Here is a 16,460-nt window from a genome sequence, read left to right as displayed (position 1 = left end):
TGGGCGCCGGGGCCGGTGGCCCGGGCCCGGGCGTGCGGGGGGGGGGTGGGGGGCACCGCCGGGGCCTGCGGGCCGGCCGCGGCCGCGAGGGCGGCCAGGGCCACGACGGTGACCGCGACCGCCGCCACGTCCCGCCCCCGGAGGCGGGCCTTGAGCATGACCCGGGCCGCGACGACCGTGACGGCGAGCGAGCCGGCGAGGACCGCCTGCACCTGGTACACCGGCAGCACCCGCAACGCGGCGAGGGACAGCAGCCAGGAGACGAGGTCCAGGCAGATGCCGGTCAGGTAGGCCGGGGCGCGCAGGGTCTGCAGCATGCCCGGGGAGCGCCGGGCGCCGGAGGCCTGCAGCACCGACGAGACGCCGTAGCCGAAGGCCGCGGCGAGCGCCATGAGCAGGCTCATGAGCGGTTGAGCAGACGGCCGATCACGGGCAGCTCGGAGACGCCTTCCGCGTCGACGACCGCGACGCCCTGCGCGGCCAGCTCGGTGCCGCTGAGCAGCAGGTACCGGGGGCGCCACAGCGGCTGGTACTTGTCGTTGAAGTGCCACAGCGACTCGATCTGCATGCTGCCGGAGAACCGGTGCAACAGGCGGCGCTGCAGGTCGCTGAGGTGCCCCTCGCCGCGCTCGCCGGCCAGCACCTGGCGCATGACGGCGAAGTTGAGGCCGAGGCCCCACGAGCCCAGCGCGCGGAGCCGCTCGATGGTCTCGACGATGATGAAGTCGGTGAGGCCGTTGGGCAGGTCGGGGTCGGTGCCGCGGCGCATCACGTCCAGGGACCAGCCGGCGATGTCGGCGGCCGGGATCCAGTGGCAGAAGCCGGCGGCGCGGCCGTCGGGGCCGTAGGCGACGGCGAGGAGCAGCCCGGTGTCCCGCGGGTCGAACAGCCGCGACAGCGTCATCGAGAAGCCGCGCTCGACGTCGCCGCGGCGGCTCTGCGTCATCAGCGCCCGCAGCTCCTCGCGCAGGTCGTCGGGGAGCTCGGCGGGGTCGTGGAAGCGGACGGTGAAGCCGGCCCGGCGGACCCGGTTGTATGCGCCGCGCAGCCCCTTCATCGCCCGCCCGTCGAGGGTGAACGTGCCGCAGTCGACGATCGCCTCGTCGCCCAGGTAGACGGGGCGCAGGCCGGCGCAGCGGTAGACCGGCAGCCAGCCCTCGGCGGCGCCGACGACGCTCACCGGCCAGCCGTGCCCGTCGGCGAACGCCGTGAACTCCGCCCACGCCGCCGTCCACTGCTCGGGCGGCCCGATCGGGTCCGGGGAGACGAGGCACACGCCGTCGCGGACCGCGTAGGCGACGACGCAGTCGCCGGTGAAGAACCACGACTTGTCGTCGCGCAGCGCGAAGTAGGCGAGCGTGTCGCCGCCGTGCTCGGCCACGATCCGGCGGGCCCGCTCCAGGTCCGCCCGGTGCTCGGCGACGCTCGGCGGGCGCTGCAGCCGGGGTTGTACGAGCAGCCACCCCACCAGCAGGAGCAGGCTGAGCCCGGCCGCGTACAGGGCGGGCGCCAGCAGCGGCACGGCCGCCGGCAGCGGCACGACCCGGTCGCCGACGAGCCGGTCGGCGACGGCGCGGGCGGTCAGCCCGGCGTCGTTCCCGGGCCCGGCGCGGCCCCGCTCACCGGCGGCGAGGACCAGCGCCGCCGACACCGCCCCGACGAGCAGCCCGCCGGCGAGCAGCGCCACCGTGGCGTGCCGGACCTGCCGGGTCCCGGGCCGGGCTGGGAACGCGCTGCGGTGCCACAGCAGCCACCCGGCGACCACCGCGGCGAGGGCCGCCTCCTCGACGTCGATGCCCTTCACCACGTGCAGGACCGCGGTCGCCGCGAGCAGCAGCACGGTGGCCGTCCAGGCGAGCCGCCGCCCGCGCCGCAGGCCCCAGGCGAGCAGCAGCAGGGCGGTGCCGGAGAAGACGACCGTTGCCGCCGCCGCCTGCGGTACCTCCACCGGCAGCCGCTCCAGGAGGGCCGCGAGACGTCCCCGCAGGGGTGTCGTCAGCGCCGACGCCAGGCTCAGCACCGCGACGGCGGCGACCGCCCACGCGGCCACGCGCCGGGTCCGCTCGTCCCTGACCCGCCGGTCGAGCCCGGTGTGGTGCAGCGGCCAGCCCGCCGCGCCCGGCAGGCTCGCCACGACCCTCGGCGTGCCCGGAGGCACGCCGGTGGCGGGCCGGCGGCGGGCGGCGAGCCGCTCGAGGCGGGCCTGCCCGCCGCCGTCGGACTCGCCGACGACCAGGTCGACCTGGATGTCGCGACCGGCGGTCACCTCGACCCAGGAGCGGCGCAGGACCGGGGCGAACACCGGCGGCAGGAACCACCGGGCCGGCCGGGCCTCGACGCACCGCACGCCGCAGCCGCTGTTGGCGTAGAACCCGCCGGGGACCGCGGCCAGCTCCGGCTGGTGGGTGTGGCCGGTGACGAGCCCGGCGAGCCCGTCGGCGCACAGCGACGCCGCGACCGCCCGCGGCGTGCCGTTGAGGTGCATGCCGCGGGGACCGAGCCGGCTGCCCGCCATCGCCGTGTAGAGGACCCGGGACGTCAGGACGGCGAGCAGCACCAGCAGCGCCGCCTGCGCGATCAGTCCCGCGCCGGCCAGGGCCGTCCATCTGGGCAGCCGCCCCAGCACGCTGGAGCGCGTCAGCAGCTCCGGTACGCGCAGCAGCACCGCCGCGAGCAGCGGCAGCAGCAGCCACCAGGCGCGCGGGCCGAGCCTGCGGTACACGAGCCGCGACGCGACGTACTGCCCGATGGCGTTGGGGTCGGCGATCGCGGTGAGGTCCGCGAGCAGCGGGGTGTGGCGGACCTCGGGCAGCACCTCCTGCACGATGTGCTGCCCGAGGGGCGAGTCGAGCGGGTTGCGCGGGTCGCGCAGCGCGTTGGCGGGGTCGTAGGCGTGGCCGTGCTCGACCCGGACGACCTTGCGCCCGGCGGGCGTCTCGACGTCCAGCTCCACGGCCAGGGCGCAGCGGGCGCCGGCCTGCCGGGCGAACGTCTTCGCGGACACGCCGTCCCAGGCGATCGCCGCGTCGTGGTTGCCGACGACCACGATCACCTGCCGGCCGGGCGCCGCCGCGAACGCCCGCAGCGCCCCGGTCAACCGCGGGTGCGCGTCCAGGGCGGCCTCGACGGTGCCGCCGGGCTCGCCCCACAGCTCGATCACATCGCCGTTGAGCACGACCGCGCCCGGGCCGTCGCCCCATCCGTCGAGACGGTCCGCGAGGTCGCGTTCGATCTGCGCGGACGCGTCGGTCGGGTGCGGGGCGAGGTGCAGGTCCCCGCAGACGAGCGCCTTCGCCCCCGGCGGCAGCGGCACCGTGATCAGGTCCGGCACCGCATCGTCGGCCGCCGCGTCCTCTGCCGCCTCGACCAGCTCCGCGCCGGCCGGCTCGTCGCCGGACCTCTGATCAGGCGGCTCGTCGTCAGCGCGAGAGTCGGCGTCGGGCTCGGCGGCGGTCACGCCGGCAGGGTCAGGCAGGCGACCCGGGGCCCGGCGTCGCCGGCCTGACCGTCAGCGGTCTTCGTCGCCGTCGCGTGGATGACCAGGGACCTCGGCGCCGGGTCGAACGTCCACGGGTGGGTGGCGACCGCCGACCCCCGGCCGTCGGCGCGGGTCGTCACGTCGAGCCACACCTCGTTCTGCGGGTTCGCGTACGAGGGGTCGGCCTTCATCGGGGCGGCCGCGGTCTCCGGCGGCGTCACCGCCGGCGACGCCGTCTGCGGCGGCGACACGGGCCCGGGCGGGGACGGCGCGTTGGGCTTCGAGGCCGGCGGGTGCCGGTGCTGGTAGTGCGGCCCGGCGGCGTCGGGTGTCGCGCCGCACGGGTTCGTGTGCAGGTGGACGCCGTAGGTGCGGTTCGGCAGCAGCCCGGCGACGGTGAACCAGACCCGGCTGTCCGACGACGTCTCGGTGATGCTGAGGGTGGCGACCGCCCCGTCCGGGACGAGCGCCGGGTCGTACGTGATGGCGGTCGCGCCCGGTGTGTAGGGGGCGAACGTGCCGGTCGCCGACGACACCCGCGGCGACGGGGCCGGTGCGGCGCCGCCGGCGGAGCTGGTGCACCCGCCCGCGAGGGCGACGCACACGAACGGCAGAATCTTGGTGACGCTGTGCATGGCCTCAGCGTCGTCCGGGCGGGGACGGCGGAGAGGCCAACTGCGTCCGTTTCACCCCATGAGTCAGTATTTGCCGGGAGGCGGGCCTCCACGGGCAGACCGCCACCTCGCCGGTCGGTGGCGGTCACGATGCCCGATGCGCCCGCGTGACCGAGCGGATGAGAGGGACTACTTGACGGCCATCGCGCCGTACATGGAGACCTCGGCGGGCGTCGGGTGCCCGGGGGCGTCGGGGCGCCACTCGCTGATCGGCACGATGCCCGGCTCGACCAGCCGCAGCCCGTCGAAGAACCGCGCGAACGTGTCCCGGTCCCGCGGCCAGGCATCCACCAGGCCCCGCGCGAGGAGCTGGTCGTACATGGCGGCGACGGGCGGCTCGACGAAGTCCTTCGTGGAGTTCGTCGCGACGAGGTAGCTGCCCGCCGGGACGGCCGCGAGCAGCTCCGTCACGACCTTCCGCGCGTGCTCGTCGTCGCGGATGAAGTGCAGCACCGCGTACAGCAGGATCCCCACCGGCTCGCCGAGGTCGAGCGTCGCGGCCAGCTCGGGCGCGCCGAGGATCGCGGCCGGTTCGTTGAGGTCCGCGTCGACGTAGTTGGTGACGCCCTCCTCGGAGCCGATCAGCAGCGCGCGGGCGTGGGCGAGCACCATCGGGTCGTTGTCGACGTAGACGACCCGGGTCTCCGGCGCGATCGCCTGCGCGACCTCGTGCGTGTTGTGCGGCGCGGGCAGGCCGGTGCCGATGTCCAGGAACTGCCGGATCCCGGCCTCGCGGGCGAGGAAGCGGATCGTGCGGTTGTGGAACGCGCGGCCCTCCTGCGCGGCGGTGCGGATCGCGGGGTACGCGCCGGCGATCCGGTCGCCGGAGTCCCGGTCGATCTGGAAGTGGTCCTTGCCGCCGAGCCAGTAGTTCCACCGGCGAGCGGGCGACACGACGCCGGCGTCGAGGCGCGGGTCGGGCTGTGGCTGGTCGGGGTGCACGGCGGGAGCCTCCTGACGGCAGTCAATAAGGCGGAATCGTAGCGGGCTTGACACAGTTCTCGCTCTTATCGATTATCGGTATATCGAAAAACGATAAGCGGGAGGTGTGCCGATGAAGCGGTTGCTGGCGAAGCTCCGCCGCCCGGACCATCTCGGGGAGCTGCAGACGCTGCTGTTCGTGGCGCTCGGCGTGTGCGCCCTGGTGGCCCTCGTGATGCTGCTGCTCGTGCGCCGCGCCGCCCGGCGCGGCGACCCGTTCGCCGCCGCGAACGTCCGGCGGCTCAGGGCGGTCGGCTGGGTCGTGCTCCTGGGCAGCCTCGCGGCGTTCGAGATCGAGCTGCTCGCCGGGTTCCAGCTGTCGGCGACGGTGGTGGCCGAGCCGCCCAGCACGGGCGCCGACGTGCCGCTCGTATGGTGCCTGTGCGGCGCCGGGTTCCTCGCGCTCGCCGAGATCATCCAGCGCGGGCGGGCGCTGCAGGCCGAGCTGGCGGAGGTCATCTGATGCCACCGGCCGACGACCACCGGGTCGAGGTGCACATCGACCGGCTGCTCGCCGAGCGGGGCATGACGCTGACCGACCTCGCGACGAAGGTGGGCATCACGCTCGCGAACCTGTCGGTGCTGAAGAACGGGCACGCGAAGGCGATCCGATTCACCACGCTGACCGCACTCTGCGAGGTCCTGTCGTGCCAGCCGGGTGACCTGTTCACCGTGCAGATCAGTGAACAAAGCGAATGATAAGGAAACCGAACGGTGCCCTTGAGGTGCGGAGATTGACCCTGAGAGCGCTCTCTCCATAGCGTGGTCGGTGATCAGTCCCCAGACCTTTCGGGAGCATCTGTGCGCACCTCCACCCGGCGCCGGCTGACGGTGATCGCGACCGCCCTCGCGCTCGCCGTCGCCGGTCTGGTCGCCACCACCCTGCACGACACACCCGAGGCGTCCGCCGGCATCGGCAACCTCACGTGGTCGGACGAGTTCAACGGCCCGTCGGGCACCGCGCCGGACGCGTCGAAGTGGAAGCACGACGTCGGCGGCGGCGGCTTCGGCAACAGCGAGCTGCAGTACTACACCGACGGCGCGGCCAACTCGGCGCTCGACGGCGCCGGCCACCTCGTCATCACCGCCCGCAAGGAGAACCCCGGCAACTACAGCTGCTGGTACGGGCGCTGCACGTACACCTCCTCCCGGCTGCTGACCGCGGGCAAGTTCACGCAGAAGTACGGCCGCTTCGAGGCGCGCATCAAGATCCCGCGCGGCCAGGGCCTGTGGCCGGCGTTCTGGATGCTGGGCGACGACATCGGCACCAACCCGTGGCCCAACAGCGGCGAGATCGACATCATGGAGAACGTCGGCAAGGAGCCCGGCACCGTCCACGGCACGCTGCACGGCCCCGGCTACTCCGGCGGCAACCCGCTCACCGGCTCCACCGTGCTGTCCGGCGGCCGCGCGCTCGCCGACGACTTCCACACCTTCTCCGTCGACTGGGCGCCCGACTCGGTCACCTGGTACCTCGACGGGGCCCAGTACTTCCGCCAGACCCCGGCCGACACCCGCGGCAACAAGTGGGTCTACGACCACCCGTTCTTCATGCTGCTCAACGTCGCCGTCGGCGGCAACTGGCCCGGCTCGCCCGACGGCGGCACCACCTTCCCGCAGACGATGACGGTCGACTACGTGCGGGTCTACGCGTACACCACCGGCGGCGGCACCACGACCCCGCCGCCCGCCACCGGCAACCGCATCACGGGCATCGGCGGCAAGTGCGTCGACGTCAACGCGGCCAACACCGCCAACGGCACGCAGGTCCAGCTCTGGGACTGCAACGGCACCGGCGCGCAGAAGTGGTCCCGCCCCGGTGACGGCACGATCCGCGCCCTCGGCAAGTGCCTGGACGTCAACGCGGCCAGCTCCGCCAACGGCACCAAGGTCCAGCTGTGGGACTGCAACGGCACCGCCGCCCAGAAGTGGACCGCGAACGCCGACGGCACGGTCCGCGCCCTCGGCAAGTGCCTCGACGCCAAGGACGTCTCCTCGGCCAACGGCACCCCGCTGCAGATCTGGGACTGCGCCGCCAGCGCCAACCAGCGGTGGACCTTCGCGTAACGCCCGCCCGACCTCAGGCCGCCCGGTCCCCGGGCCGGGCGGCCTGCCCGGGTCCGAGCGCCGCGAAGGCGGCGAGCGCGGCGTCCGGGTCGTCGGCGAAGCAGCGGACCGTCCGGACCTCGCAGGTCGCGCCCAGCGGGCGGACGGCCGTGACCGGGCCGGTCAGCTCCAGCTGCAGGTTGGCCTGGGACGACACCGCCACGGTGAGGGTGCCGCCGGCGACGCGGACGGAGCCTTTCTCGTTGTACCCGCGGATCCGGCGCACCGAGACGATCTGCTCGCGGGGGACGCGCAGGTCGAAGAACGCGCCGGACCGGATGCGGACCTCGGTCGCGGAGACGACGTGCGGCCGGGTCACGTAGGCGGCGATGACCGCCAGCGCCAGCATGATCGAGTACCCGTCGAGCGCGAGCAGGACCGCGCGGACGGCGAAGGGCGCGCCGAGGGAGCGCAGGACGACCTCGACGACGAAGAATTCGACCACCATCGCGCCGAGGAAGACCAGCAGCGCCGGGGCCTGGGCGCCGAAGTACGGCACGGGCACGGCGCCGGCGGGCACGCCGTGCCGGCGGCCGGTCAGCCACAGCGCCAGGCTCACCGCACCCTTGGCGTCGAAGCCGATGATCCGCCGCAGCCGCAGCGGCACGAGGCGTTCGTACGCGGCGCGCATCAGGCACGCTCCCGCAGCAGGTCCAACAGCCGGCGGAACACCTCGGCCTGCGCGGCGGACATCTCCGCGGTGATGGTGTCCATCCAGTGGCCGGGCCCGGCGCCGGTCATCGCGGCCGCCATCCGCGGCGGCAGGTAGTCGGCGAACTCCTCGGCGAGCGCGCCGACCCTCGGGTCGGCGACATCGGCGGCCGCCAGCTCGTCCATCCTCGCGTAGAGGGACGCGCCCCGGGCCTGCGCCTCCGGTGAGGTCAGGGGGCGCAGGAGGTCGGCGAGGTCCGAGCCGGCGTTCGTGTCGATCATCGCCAGCAGCTCGCGGTCGAGGGCGCCGAACGCCGACGCGCCGGCCGGCAGGTCCCGCAGCACCGCGGCCATCTCCGGCGACACGGTCGAGTCGGGGCCGAGGTCGGGGGAGGCCAGCAGGGCCGCGAGGCGCTCCCGGCGGGCGGCGATGGCGGCCTGCTGCCGGGCCAGGTCGTCGTCCAGCTCCCGCAGCACCTCCCGCAGCTCGCGGCCCTGATCGTCGGCGAGCACGTCGCGGATCTCGTCGAGGGACAGGCCGAGCTCGGCGAGGCGCCGCACGCGGGCGAGGGCGACGGCGTCGCGCAGCCGGTACTCGCGGTAGCCGTTGACGAGCCGCTCGGGCTCGGGCAGCAGGCCCAGGTGGTGGTAGTGCCGCACGGTACGGGTGGACACCCCGACCAGCGCGGCGAGCTCGCCGATCCGCATGCCCCAAGTAGAAACGTTGACGCTGCGGCAAGGTCAAGCCCGGTCAGGCGCCGTCCAGCCAGGTGCGCAGCGCCCACCAGACGCGCACGGTGTCGAGGACCCCCTCCACGGGCGGCAGCCCGGTGACCTCCTGGAGCCTGCGCAGCCGGTACCGCACGGTGTTGGGGTGCACGTGCAGCGCCGCCGCCGCCTGGTCCAGCCGCTGCCCGTGATCGAGGTACGCCAGGGCGGTGCCGGCCAGCTCCCGGTGGAACTCGTCGTCCTGCCGCAGCCCGCCGAGCAGGGTGTCGCTGAGCATCGCCGCCAGCCGGGGCTGCATGGCCAGCGCGGTCCCGGCGGCGAGCCCGGTGACGTCGTGCACCCCGCGCCGCCCGTCCCGGACGGCGGTCGGCAGCGCGTCGAGGCACAGCGCGTACGCGGCGGCGGCCTCGGCGAGCGGCACGGCGGGGGACACCACGACCAGGGTCCCCGGACCGACCTCGGCGTCGGCGGGCCGCCGCGGCGTCAGCCCGGACGGCCGCCCGTCGACGGACCCGAAGAGCCCGCCGCGCTGGTCGATCGCGCAGGACGCCACGAGGCAGTGGTAGCGGCCGGCCCGGTGCAGGCGGAAGCGGGCGAGGTCCGCGCTCTCGGCGGGCTCGCCGGCCAGGAGCCGGCGCAGCAGCGCGGCGCGCTCGTCGTGCCCGTCGCGGCGCAGCTCGAGCTCGGCGGTGCGGTAGCCGTCGATGACGTGGCGTTCGAGGGCGCCGGCGTACCGGTCGAACTCCAGCGCCGCGGTGAGGAGGACCTCGTCGCGGATGCCGGCGGCCCGGCCGCGCACCACCGCGATCTCGAACGCCCGGGTGCGGCCGGCCTGCACGGCGCTGAGCAGCGCGCTGAGCGGCACGCCCTGCGCCGCCCGGTCCGCGCCGAGCCGGGTCGCCTCCGCGAAGTCGTCGGCGCTGGGGTCGGTGAGCCGCTCGAACGCGGCGAGCCCGGCCATGAACAGCACCGCGATGTGCCGCCGGTTCTCCTCCTCGGGGAGCCGCGCCACCTCCGCCGAGCACGCCCGGGCCGCGGCGACGAGCTCCTCGACGATGCCGGGGTCCCCGGCCATGTCCCGCAGCAGCGGCCCCAGCGACACCGTCCCGCCCCCCGCCGTTGTGGCCCGCGCACAATCCACCCGCCGGGCGTTGCACTCTGACGACTATCGATGCGTTTGTACCGCGGCTTTTCTGTTACCGCAAGGTAACAACGCCCCCCGCCGTCAGGAGAGCCCCGTGACACTCCAGCGAGCCCGCCGCGCGCTCGTCGCCGGTCTCGTCGCCGCCGCCACCCTCGTGCCGATCACCGCCTCCGCACCTGCCGCTGCCGCCACCCTGCAGCAGGTGATGTTCGTCGGCAACAACTGGGACGGCACGGTCGACGTGATCCGGCCCAGCGGCGCGTACACCAGACTCGGCCGGATCAACGTCGTGCCGGACAAGACCCAGCGCCTGTGGGAGATCTACCTCAACCCCGTCAAGCTCGCCTTCTACCTCGGCGTCCAGCAGGGCCCGGGCGAGGGCCACGACCAGCTCGTCGACGACATGTACACCACGCCCGACGGCTCCGCGCTCGTCGTGTCCCGGCCGAGCTTCGCCGACGTGGTCTCGATCGACCTGCGCACCGGCGCGCTGCGGTGGCGCTTCCCCGTGTCGGGGTTCCGCTCCGACCACATGGCCGTCTCGCCCGACGGCACCCGGGTCGCCGTGTCGGCCTCCACCTCCAACACCGTGCACGTGCTGGACATCGTGACCGGGCGGCAGGTCGGGTCCTTCGGTACCGGCGACAAACCCCACGAGAACGTCTACACCGCCGGCGGCCGCTTCCTGTGGAACATGTCGATCGGTGAGGTCAACACCGCGCTGGACGACCCGTGGCTGGACTGGACGAAGGGCGACCGGCACATCACGGTCGTGGACACCGCGACCTTCCAGACCGCGAAGGTGATCGACATGCGGCAGCGGCTCGACGCGTACGGCCGCACGGACCTGTCCGACGCGGTGCGCCCGGCCGTGTTCACGCCCGACGAGTCGACCCTGTACTTCCAGGTGTCGTTCTTCAACGGGTTCGTCGAGTACGACGTCGCCGCCGACCGCATCACCCGGATCGCGACGCTGCCGAAGAACCCCGCCACCAGCGAGGACCGCACCACGTGGGTGAACGACTCCCGCCACCACGGCCTGTCGATGAGCCCCGACGGCAGCAGGGTCTGCGTCGCCGGCACGATGGACGACTACGCCACCGTCGTGGACCGCTCGACGCTCACGCCGGGCCCGCTCGTGACCGCGAGCAAGCCGTACTGGGCGACCGTCAGCGCCGACGGCCGCGACTGCGTCATCTCCGAGTCCGGCGCCGACCAGGTCACCGCGATCAGCTTCGCCACGGGGCAGAAGGTCGCCTCGGTCGCCGTCGGTGACCACCCGCAGCGGGTCCGGCTGGGCCGCGTCGCCACCGACTGGACCGCCCCGCGCTAATGGTCGCTCGTGCCCCCGGCGTTAGTGTCGGGGGCATGATCCTTGTTCTGGGCGGGGCGGGGGTGGACACGGTGGTGTCCGTGCCGAGCCTGCCGCTGCCGTTCGCCGACAGCTACCTGGTGCCGGCGATCCAGACCCGCGCCGGGCAGACCGGCGACGGCGTCGCCCTCGGGCTGCACGCGCTGGGACTGCCCACCACCCACCTCGACGTGCTCGGCGACGACCCCGAGGGCCGGCTGGTGCGGGACCTGCACGAGCGGCGCGGCGTGCGGTTCGTGGCGGTGCCGACGCCCGCCGGCACGAAGCGCGCCGTGAACCTCGTCGACCCGCTCGGCCGGCGCCTGTCGCTGTACGACGGCAGCCGGCAGGACGACGCCGCCCTCTTCCCCGCCGAGCTGCTGCTGTCGCTGGCCGGATCCGCCCGGCACGTGCACGTGTCGATCACCCACCCGTGCCAGCACGCCGTCGAGGTGCTCGCCGGGCTGCCCGTGACCGTCTCCACCGACCTGCACGACTGGGACGGGGTCAACGCGTACCACGAGCAGTTCGCCCGCGGCGCCGACCTCGTCTTCATGTCGGCGGCGGCGCTGCCGGACGTGCCGGGCACGCTGCGGCGGGTCCTCGCGATGGGCCGCCCGCGGATCGCGGTCGCGACGGCCGGCGCGGACGGGGCGTACCTGCTCGAGCGGGGCGCGCCGGACGTGGTCCACGTGCCCGTCGCCGAGCTGCCCGCGCCGGCCGTGGACTCCAACGGCGCCGGCGACGCGTTCGTGTCCGGGTTCCTGTACGGCCACCTCGCCGGCGCCCCGGCCGCGGCCTGCGCCCGGTACGGCGCGGTCGCCGGCGCGCACGCGTGCACCGTCCCCAGCACCCAGGTCGACCCGATCACCACCGCCGACCTGCTCCGGCGCGCGTCCGGGCCCGCCTGACCGTCCCGGCGCGTGCCCGGTCACGGCCGGCCGCTCCGGCGGGGTCCTGCGCCCGCCCGGCGGCTTGACACCCGCCGGGGTGCGCGACTTCGATGGTCGGACGGCACGGGGGAGAGCGGGGTCAGCGGTGGAGCTCGGCGTCGACCTCGGCACGTCCAGCACCGTGGCCTTCCTGCGCCGCGACGGCGGGGCGCCCGAGCCGGTCCTCTTCGACGGCGCGCCGCTGCTGCCGTCCGCGGTCCACGCCGGCGACGCCGGGGACTTCCTCGTCGGCCGGGACGCCGTGTACGCGGCCCGCGCCCGGCCCGAACGCTTCGAAGGCAACCCGAAGCGCCGCATCGACGACGGCGTCGTGCTGCTCGGCGCCGAGGTGACGGTCGAGGCGCTGCTCGGCGCGCTGCTGCACCGCGTCGTCACCGAGGCGCGGCGCATCGGCGGCACGGGCGTCACCGGCGCCACCGTCTGCCACCCCGCCGCGTGGGGCCCCGGCCGCCGCGCCACGCTCCTGCGGGCCGCCGCCACCGCCGGCCTCGACCCCGCCCGCGTCAGGCTCGTCCCGGAGCCGGTCGCCGCGGCCGCGTTCCACCTGCGGCGGCACGGCCCCGCGCCCGCCGACCTCCTCGTGTACGACCTCGGCGCCGGCACCTTCGACGTCGCCGTCGTCCGCCACGGCCCGGTGGGCGGCGGCCCGGGCACGGGCGGGATGGAGGTGCTGTGCAGCGCGGGCCTCGACGAGACCGGCGGCCAGGACGTCGACGCCGCGATCGTCGACCTGCTGCGCCGCCGGTCCGGGGCGCCGGAGCTGTGGGCCCGCCTGGACAACCCGGCGACCGTCGCCGACCGGGCCGCCCGCCGGCAGCTGTGGGACGACGTCCGCAACGCCAAGGAGATGCTGTCCCGGACCAGCTCGGCGCTGCTCTACCTGCCGCTGCTGGACACCGACCAGATCCTCACCCGTGAGGAGCTGGACGGCCTCGCCGCGCCGCTGATCCAGCGGACGGTCGCCGCGGTCACCGCCACCCTCGCCGAGTGCCCGGTGCCGCTGCGCCCGCTCGGCGCGGTCATCCTCGTCGGCGGCGCGAGCCGGATGCCGCTCGTCGCCACGATGCTGCACCGCGCGCTGGGCATCGCGCCGACCGTCATCGACCAGCCCGAGCTGGTGGTCGCCGCCGGCAGCATCGACCCGATGGTGACCGGCCTGCCGCCCGCCGGCCCGCCGGTGGGTCAGCGCCCGATCGGCTGGACCGGCCCCGTCCCGATCTCCGGCGGCGACACCTCGGGCGCGGTGCCGCTGTCCCCGCCGCCGTACGCGCCGCAGGCCCCCACCCCCGCGTGGCCACCACCGATGCCGGCGTCCGGTCCGCCGGTGCCGGGCCAGGTCCAGCCGCAGCCCGTGCCGCCCGGACAGCCGCAGGCGCCCGGATGGCAGCAGCCCACGGGATGGCCGCACCACCAGGCCCCACCGGAGCAGCCGCCCGTCCCGCAGCAGCCCGCGGGGTGGCCACCGCATCCGCCCGCTCCCGCACAGCCCACGGGATGGCCGCACCACCAGGCCCCACCGCAGCAGCCCCCACCGGAGCAGCCGCCCGTCCCGCAGCAGCCCGCGGGGTGGCCACCGCATCCGCCCGCTCCCGCACAGCCCGCGGGATGGCCGCCCCAGCAACCCGTCCCGCCACAGCAGACGCCCGTCCCGTCGCGGCAGCAGTGGGTGCCGCCGCAGCAGCAGTGGCCGGCGCCGCCCGTACACCTGCCGCAGCCGCCACAAGGGCAGCCTCCGGCGTGGCAGGGCGAGCAGTCATGGCAGGTCCCGCGGCCGGACGGGCCGGTCTGGACGGCGCCGCCGGGGTCCGACGGCACCGTGCTCGTCAACGTCGAGCTGATCGAGCTCGTCACCCCGCGCCTGCATGGCGTCACGCTGCGCGGGCAGCTGCACGGCGGCGACGCGTTCGAGCACGTGTTCGCCGCCGACCCCGACGGCCGGCTGCTGCTCTTCCCCGACCCGGCCGCGCTCGCCCGGCACGCCGCCGCCGACCCGTCCGACCGGCTCATCGCGACGCCGCCGTGGCAGGTGCGCGCCGACGGCGGCGACGAGCTGCACTTCGACCTCGAGCTGCTGGTCGAGCACCTCAGCGGCCCGCCGCAGCGCTGGCTGCCGTCCTTCGTCTGCCGCTGCCGCGACCTGTGCGCCCAGCTCGTCGTGTACCTGGACCTCGACGGCGCCGAGGACCTGCTCGGCGAGCACTCCACCATCGACCAGGTCGACGACGTCCTGCGCCGGCACCTCGCCGACGCCACCGCCGGCCGCGGCGCGCAGCGCCGCCTCGCCCGCATCGACCAGGCGCAGCTGGTCGAGGACTGGACCGACCTCATCGCGCTGATCGAGCAGAGCACCGTCAGCGCGCCGTAGCTGTCAAGGGCTTTCGAAAGCTTCCGAAATTCATTCCCGGGCCGGGAATCGGCGGATATCAACGAAGCACCCCGCCGCCAACCCGCCACCCGGAGGGCCCGTGACCCATGTGGACAGCCGCGCCGGCAACGGCTACGTCGCCCTGACGTACGACGACGGGCCGAACCCGGCGACGACGGGCGCGCTGCTGGACGCCCTGCGGTCGGCTGGGGTGCGGGCCACGTGCTTCAACGTCGGCCGGCACGTCCAGGCCGCGCCGGCGCTCGCCCGGGCGCAGCGGGCGGCCGGCATGTGGGTCGCCAACCACAGCTGGACGCACGGGCACCTGACCCGGCTCGGCACCGCGCGGATGACCTCGGAGCTGGCGCGGACCCAGCGGGCCGTCCGCCGGGCGACCGGCACCACGCCGAGGCTGTTCCGGCCACCGTACGGCGAGACGAACGCCGCCCTGCAGGCAGTCGCATCCGGGCTCGGGCTGACCGAGGTCCTGTGGAGCGTCGACACGCAGGACTGGAACGGCGCGGGCACGGACCGGATCGTGCGGGCCGCCTCGACGCTCCAGCCGGGCGGCGTGCTGCTCATGCACGACGGCCACCAGGCCACGATCGACGCCGTGCCGCAGATCGTCGCGGACCTCACCGCCCGCGGCCTGCGCGCCGGCATGATCTCCACCGCCACCGGGCGGGCGGTCGCGCCCGACGGTTCACCCTGAAACGGAGCATGCATGCGATTGCGAAGACTGGTGCACGCGGGCGTCCTCGCCGTCGTGGCGGCCGGCTCGCTGGGCACCGTCGCGGCGTCGGCGCACGACGCCACGCCGGCGAAGCCGCAGGAGCAGACGCTGCGCTCGCTCGCCGCGCGGCACGGGCTGTCCTTCGGCACCGCCGTCGACCCCGCCGCGTACGCGGCCGACGCCACCTACAAGACGATGGTCGACACCCAGTTCTCGACCGTCACCGCCGAGAACGCGATGAAGTGGGAGAGCCTGGAGCCGACCCGCGGCACGTACAACTGGGGGCCGGCCGACGCGCTGATCGACAACGCCGTGCGCAACCGGCAGCTGGTCCGCGGGCACGTGCTGGTCTGGCACAGCCAGGTGCCGGGCTGGCTGAGCGCCGGCATCAACGACGGCTCGATCGACGGCCCGCAGCTGCGCGCGCTGCTGAAGCAGCACATCACCGCCGTGGTGACGCACTTCAAGGGCCGGATCTGGCAGTGGGACGTCGTCAACGAGGCCGTCAGCGACCCGTGGGAGACGCCCAGCGCCATCCATCTGGGCGGCAATGCTGGGTCGTTCAAGCAGAAGTGGGCCGACCTGCTCGGCCCGGACTACCTGGCCGAGGCGTTCCGGGCGGCGCGGGCCGCCGACCCGAAGGCGCTGCTGTTCTACAACGACTACAACATCGAGGCGTTCGGCGACGGCGGGGCCGGTGACAAGACCCAGTTCGTCTACGACATGGTCAAGCGGCTGCGGGCCGGCGGCGTGCCGATCGACGGTGTCGGCAGCCAGGGGCACCTGTCGACGCGGTACGGCAACTACGACGTCTTCCAGGTGGCCGACGCGCTGCGGCGCTTCACGGACCTGGGCCTCGCGGTCGCGCTCACCGAGGTCGACGCGCGCAGCCTCACCCAGAACGCCGACGACCAGACACTGCCCGCCAACAGTGCCGACGTCGCCGCCCGGGACCAGGCGGCCGCGTACAACTACCACGTGCTGCTCCAGGCGTGCCTGATGAACCGGCACTGCCTGTCGTTCACGGTGTGGGGCTTCACCGACAGGTACTCGTGGATCCCGGGCTGGTTCAAGAGCCCGCCGGAGGGTCTCGGGTGCCTGTGGGACGCCTCGTACAACCCGAAGAAGTCGCTGCGGACGGTGCAGGGTGACCTGGTGGCGGCCGGGCCGCCGCTCGTCCAGCCGCGCATCCCGCAGGCGCCGCGGCAGCTGCCACGGCGGTAACCCCGGGACCGCTGTCCGGCGTTGCGGCGGCGACGCCGGACAGCGCGGGCCGCTCCGGAAAGACAGGTCGG

The 16,460-nt window shown here is 74.7% G+C and carries 14 protein-coding genes and 1 pseudogene; 8 read left to right on the top strand and 7 right to left on the bottom strand.

Going from position 1 to position 16,460, the window contains the following annotated elements; genetic code table 11:
* The 4 genes and pseudogenes from AB0J72_RS22640 to AB0J72_RS22625 form a co-directional block, all read right to left on the bottom strand.
* Positions 1–404: pseudogene (locus AB0J72_RS22640) on the bottom strand (hypothetical protein); the annotation flags it as partial.
* On the bottom strand, positions 401–3,457 hold the full coding sequence (locus AB0J72_RS22635; RefSeq protein ID WP_363401679.1) for a phosphatidylglycerol lysyltransferase domain-containing protein: 3,057 nt from the start codon (positions 3,455–3,457) through the stop codon (positions 401–403). The gene AB0J72_RS22635 and the pseudogene AB0J72_RS22640, both read right to left, overlap by 4 nt.
* Positions 3,454–4,113 carry a superoxide dismutase gene (locus tag AB0J72_RS22630; protein WP_363401677.1) on the bottom strand — a complete coding sequence of 220 codons (660 nt, stop codon included), beginning with the start codon at positions 4,111–4,113 and terminating at the stop codon, positions 3,454–3,456. Before AB0J72_RS22630 ends, AB0J72_RS22635 begins: the two co-directional genes overlap by 4 nt.
* A gap of 168 nt (positions 4,114–4,281) precedes the next feature.
* Positions 4,282–5,094 (bottom strand): SAM-dependent methyltransferase, encoded by an 813-nt coding sequence (locus tag AB0J72_RS22625; RefSeq protein ID WP_363401675.1) that lies wholly within the window; start codon positions 5,092–5,094, stop codon positions 4,282–4,284.
* A gap of 112 nt (positions 5,095–5,206) precedes the next feature.
* Between AB0J72_RS22625 and AB0J72_RS22620 the strand changes: the two genes are divergently transcribed.
* From AB0J72_RS22620 to AB0J72_RS22610, 3 genes are all read left to right on the top strand, one after another.
* The gene (locus tag AB0J72_RS22620; protein ID WP_363401673.1) at positions 5,207–5,596 is read left to right on the top strand and encodes a DUF2975 domain-containing protein; all 390 of its coding nucleotides are present in this window, start codon (positions 5,207–5,209) and stop codon (positions 5,594–5,596) included.
* Complete coding sequence (locus AB0J72_RS22615) at positions 5,596–5,832, top strand: helix-turn-helix transcriptional regulator (RefSeq protein ID WP_344504506.1); 237 nt, start codon at positions 5,596–5,598, stop codon at positions 5,830–5,832. Before AB0J72_RS22620 ends, AB0J72_RS22615 begins: the two co-directional genes overlap by 1 nt.
* Before the next feature lie 102 nt (positions 5,833–5,934).
* Positions 5,935–7,200: a family 16 glycosylhydrolase gene (locus AB0J72_RS22610; protein ID WP_363401671.1), complete on the top strand. Its 1,266-nt coding sequence runs from the start codon at positions 5,935–5,937 to the stop codon at positions 7,198–7,200.
* A gap of 13 nt (positions 7,201–7,213) precedes the next feature.
* Here AB0J72_RS22610 and AB0J72_RS22605 read toward each other — a convergent pair whose 3' ends face one another.
* The 3 genes from AB0J72_RS22605 to AB0J72_RS22595 are packed head-to-tail and all read right to left on the bottom strand — an operon-like array spanning position 7,214 to position 9,721.
* Positions 7,214–7,870: a hypothetical protein gene (locus AB0J72_RS22605; RefSeq protein ID WP_363401669.1), complete on the bottom strand. Its 657-nt coding sequence runs from the start codon at positions 7,868–7,870 to the stop codon at positions 7,214–7,216.
* On the bottom strand, positions 7,870–8,598 hold the full coding sequence (locus tag AB0J72_RS22600) for a MerR family transcriptional regulator (protein ID WP_363401667.1): 729 nt from the start codon (positions 8,596–8,598) through the stop codon (positions 7,870–7,872). Before AB0J72_RS22600 ends, AB0J72_RS22605 begins: the two co-directional genes overlap by 1 nt.
* 43 nt (positions 8,599–8,641) lie before the next feature.
* A complete protein-coding gene (locus AB0J72_RS22595) occupies positions 8,642–9,721 on the bottom strand; it encodes a helix-turn-helix domain-containing protein (protein ID WP_363401665.1) in 1,080 nt (359 codons plus the stop codon).
* 136 nt (positions 9,722–9,857) lie between these two features.
* Between AB0J72_RS22595 and AB0J72_RS22590 the strand changes: the two genes are divergently transcribed.
* The 5 genes from AB0J72_RS22590 to AB0J72_RS22570 all read left to right on the top strand — a co-directional run bounded on the left by AB0J72_RS22590 (position 9,858) and on the right by AB0J72_RS22570 (position 16,389).
* Positions 9,858–11,096 carry a YncE family protein gene (locus AB0J72_RS22590; RefSeq protein WP_363401663.1) on the top strand — a complete coding sequence of 413 codons (1,239 nt, stop codon included), beginning with the start codon at positions 9,858–9,860 and terminating at the stop codon, positions 11,094–11,096.
* Between the two features lie 35 nt (positions 11,097–11,131).
* Positions 11,132–12,025: an adenosine kinase gene (locus AB0J72_RS22585; protein ID WP_363401661.1), complete on the top strand. Its 894-nt coding sequence runs from the start codon at positions 11,132–11,134 to the stop codon at positions 12,023–12,025.
* 127 nt (positions 12,026–12,152) lie between these two features.
* The gene (locus AB0J72_RS22580) at positions 12,153–14,432 is read left to right on the top strand and encodes an Hsp70 family protein (protein ID WP_363401659.1); all 2,280 of its coding nucleotides are present in this window, start codon (positions 12,153–12,155) and stop codon (positions 14,430–14,432) included.
* A 100-nt stretch (positions 14,433–14,532) separates the two neighbouring features.
* Complete coding sequence (locus AB0J72_RS22575; RefSeq protein ID WP_363401657.1) at positions 14,533–15,144, top strand: polysaccharide deacetylase family protein; 612 nt, start codon at positions 14,533–14,535, stop codon at positions 15,142–15,144.
* A gap of 12 nt (positions 15,145–15,156) precedes the next feature.
* Positions 15,157–16,389, top strand: coding sequence for an endo-1,4-beta-xylanase (locus tag AB0J72_RS22570; RefSeq protein ID WP_363401655.1), 1,233 nt, complete (start codon positions 15,157–15,159; stop codon positions 16,387–16,389).
* Positions 16,390–16,460 lie beyond the last annotated feature (71 nt).

Origin of the sequence: Dactylosporangium sp. NPDC049742 (genome assembly GCF_040674675.1) — a bacterium.
GTDB lineage: Bacteria > Actinomycetota > Actinomycetes > Mycobacteriales > Micromonosporaceae > Dactylosporangium > Dactylosporangium maewongense.
The sequence above is the reverse complement of the archived record's forward strand: the minus strand, read 5'-3'. Positions and strand labels throughout refer to the sequence as shown.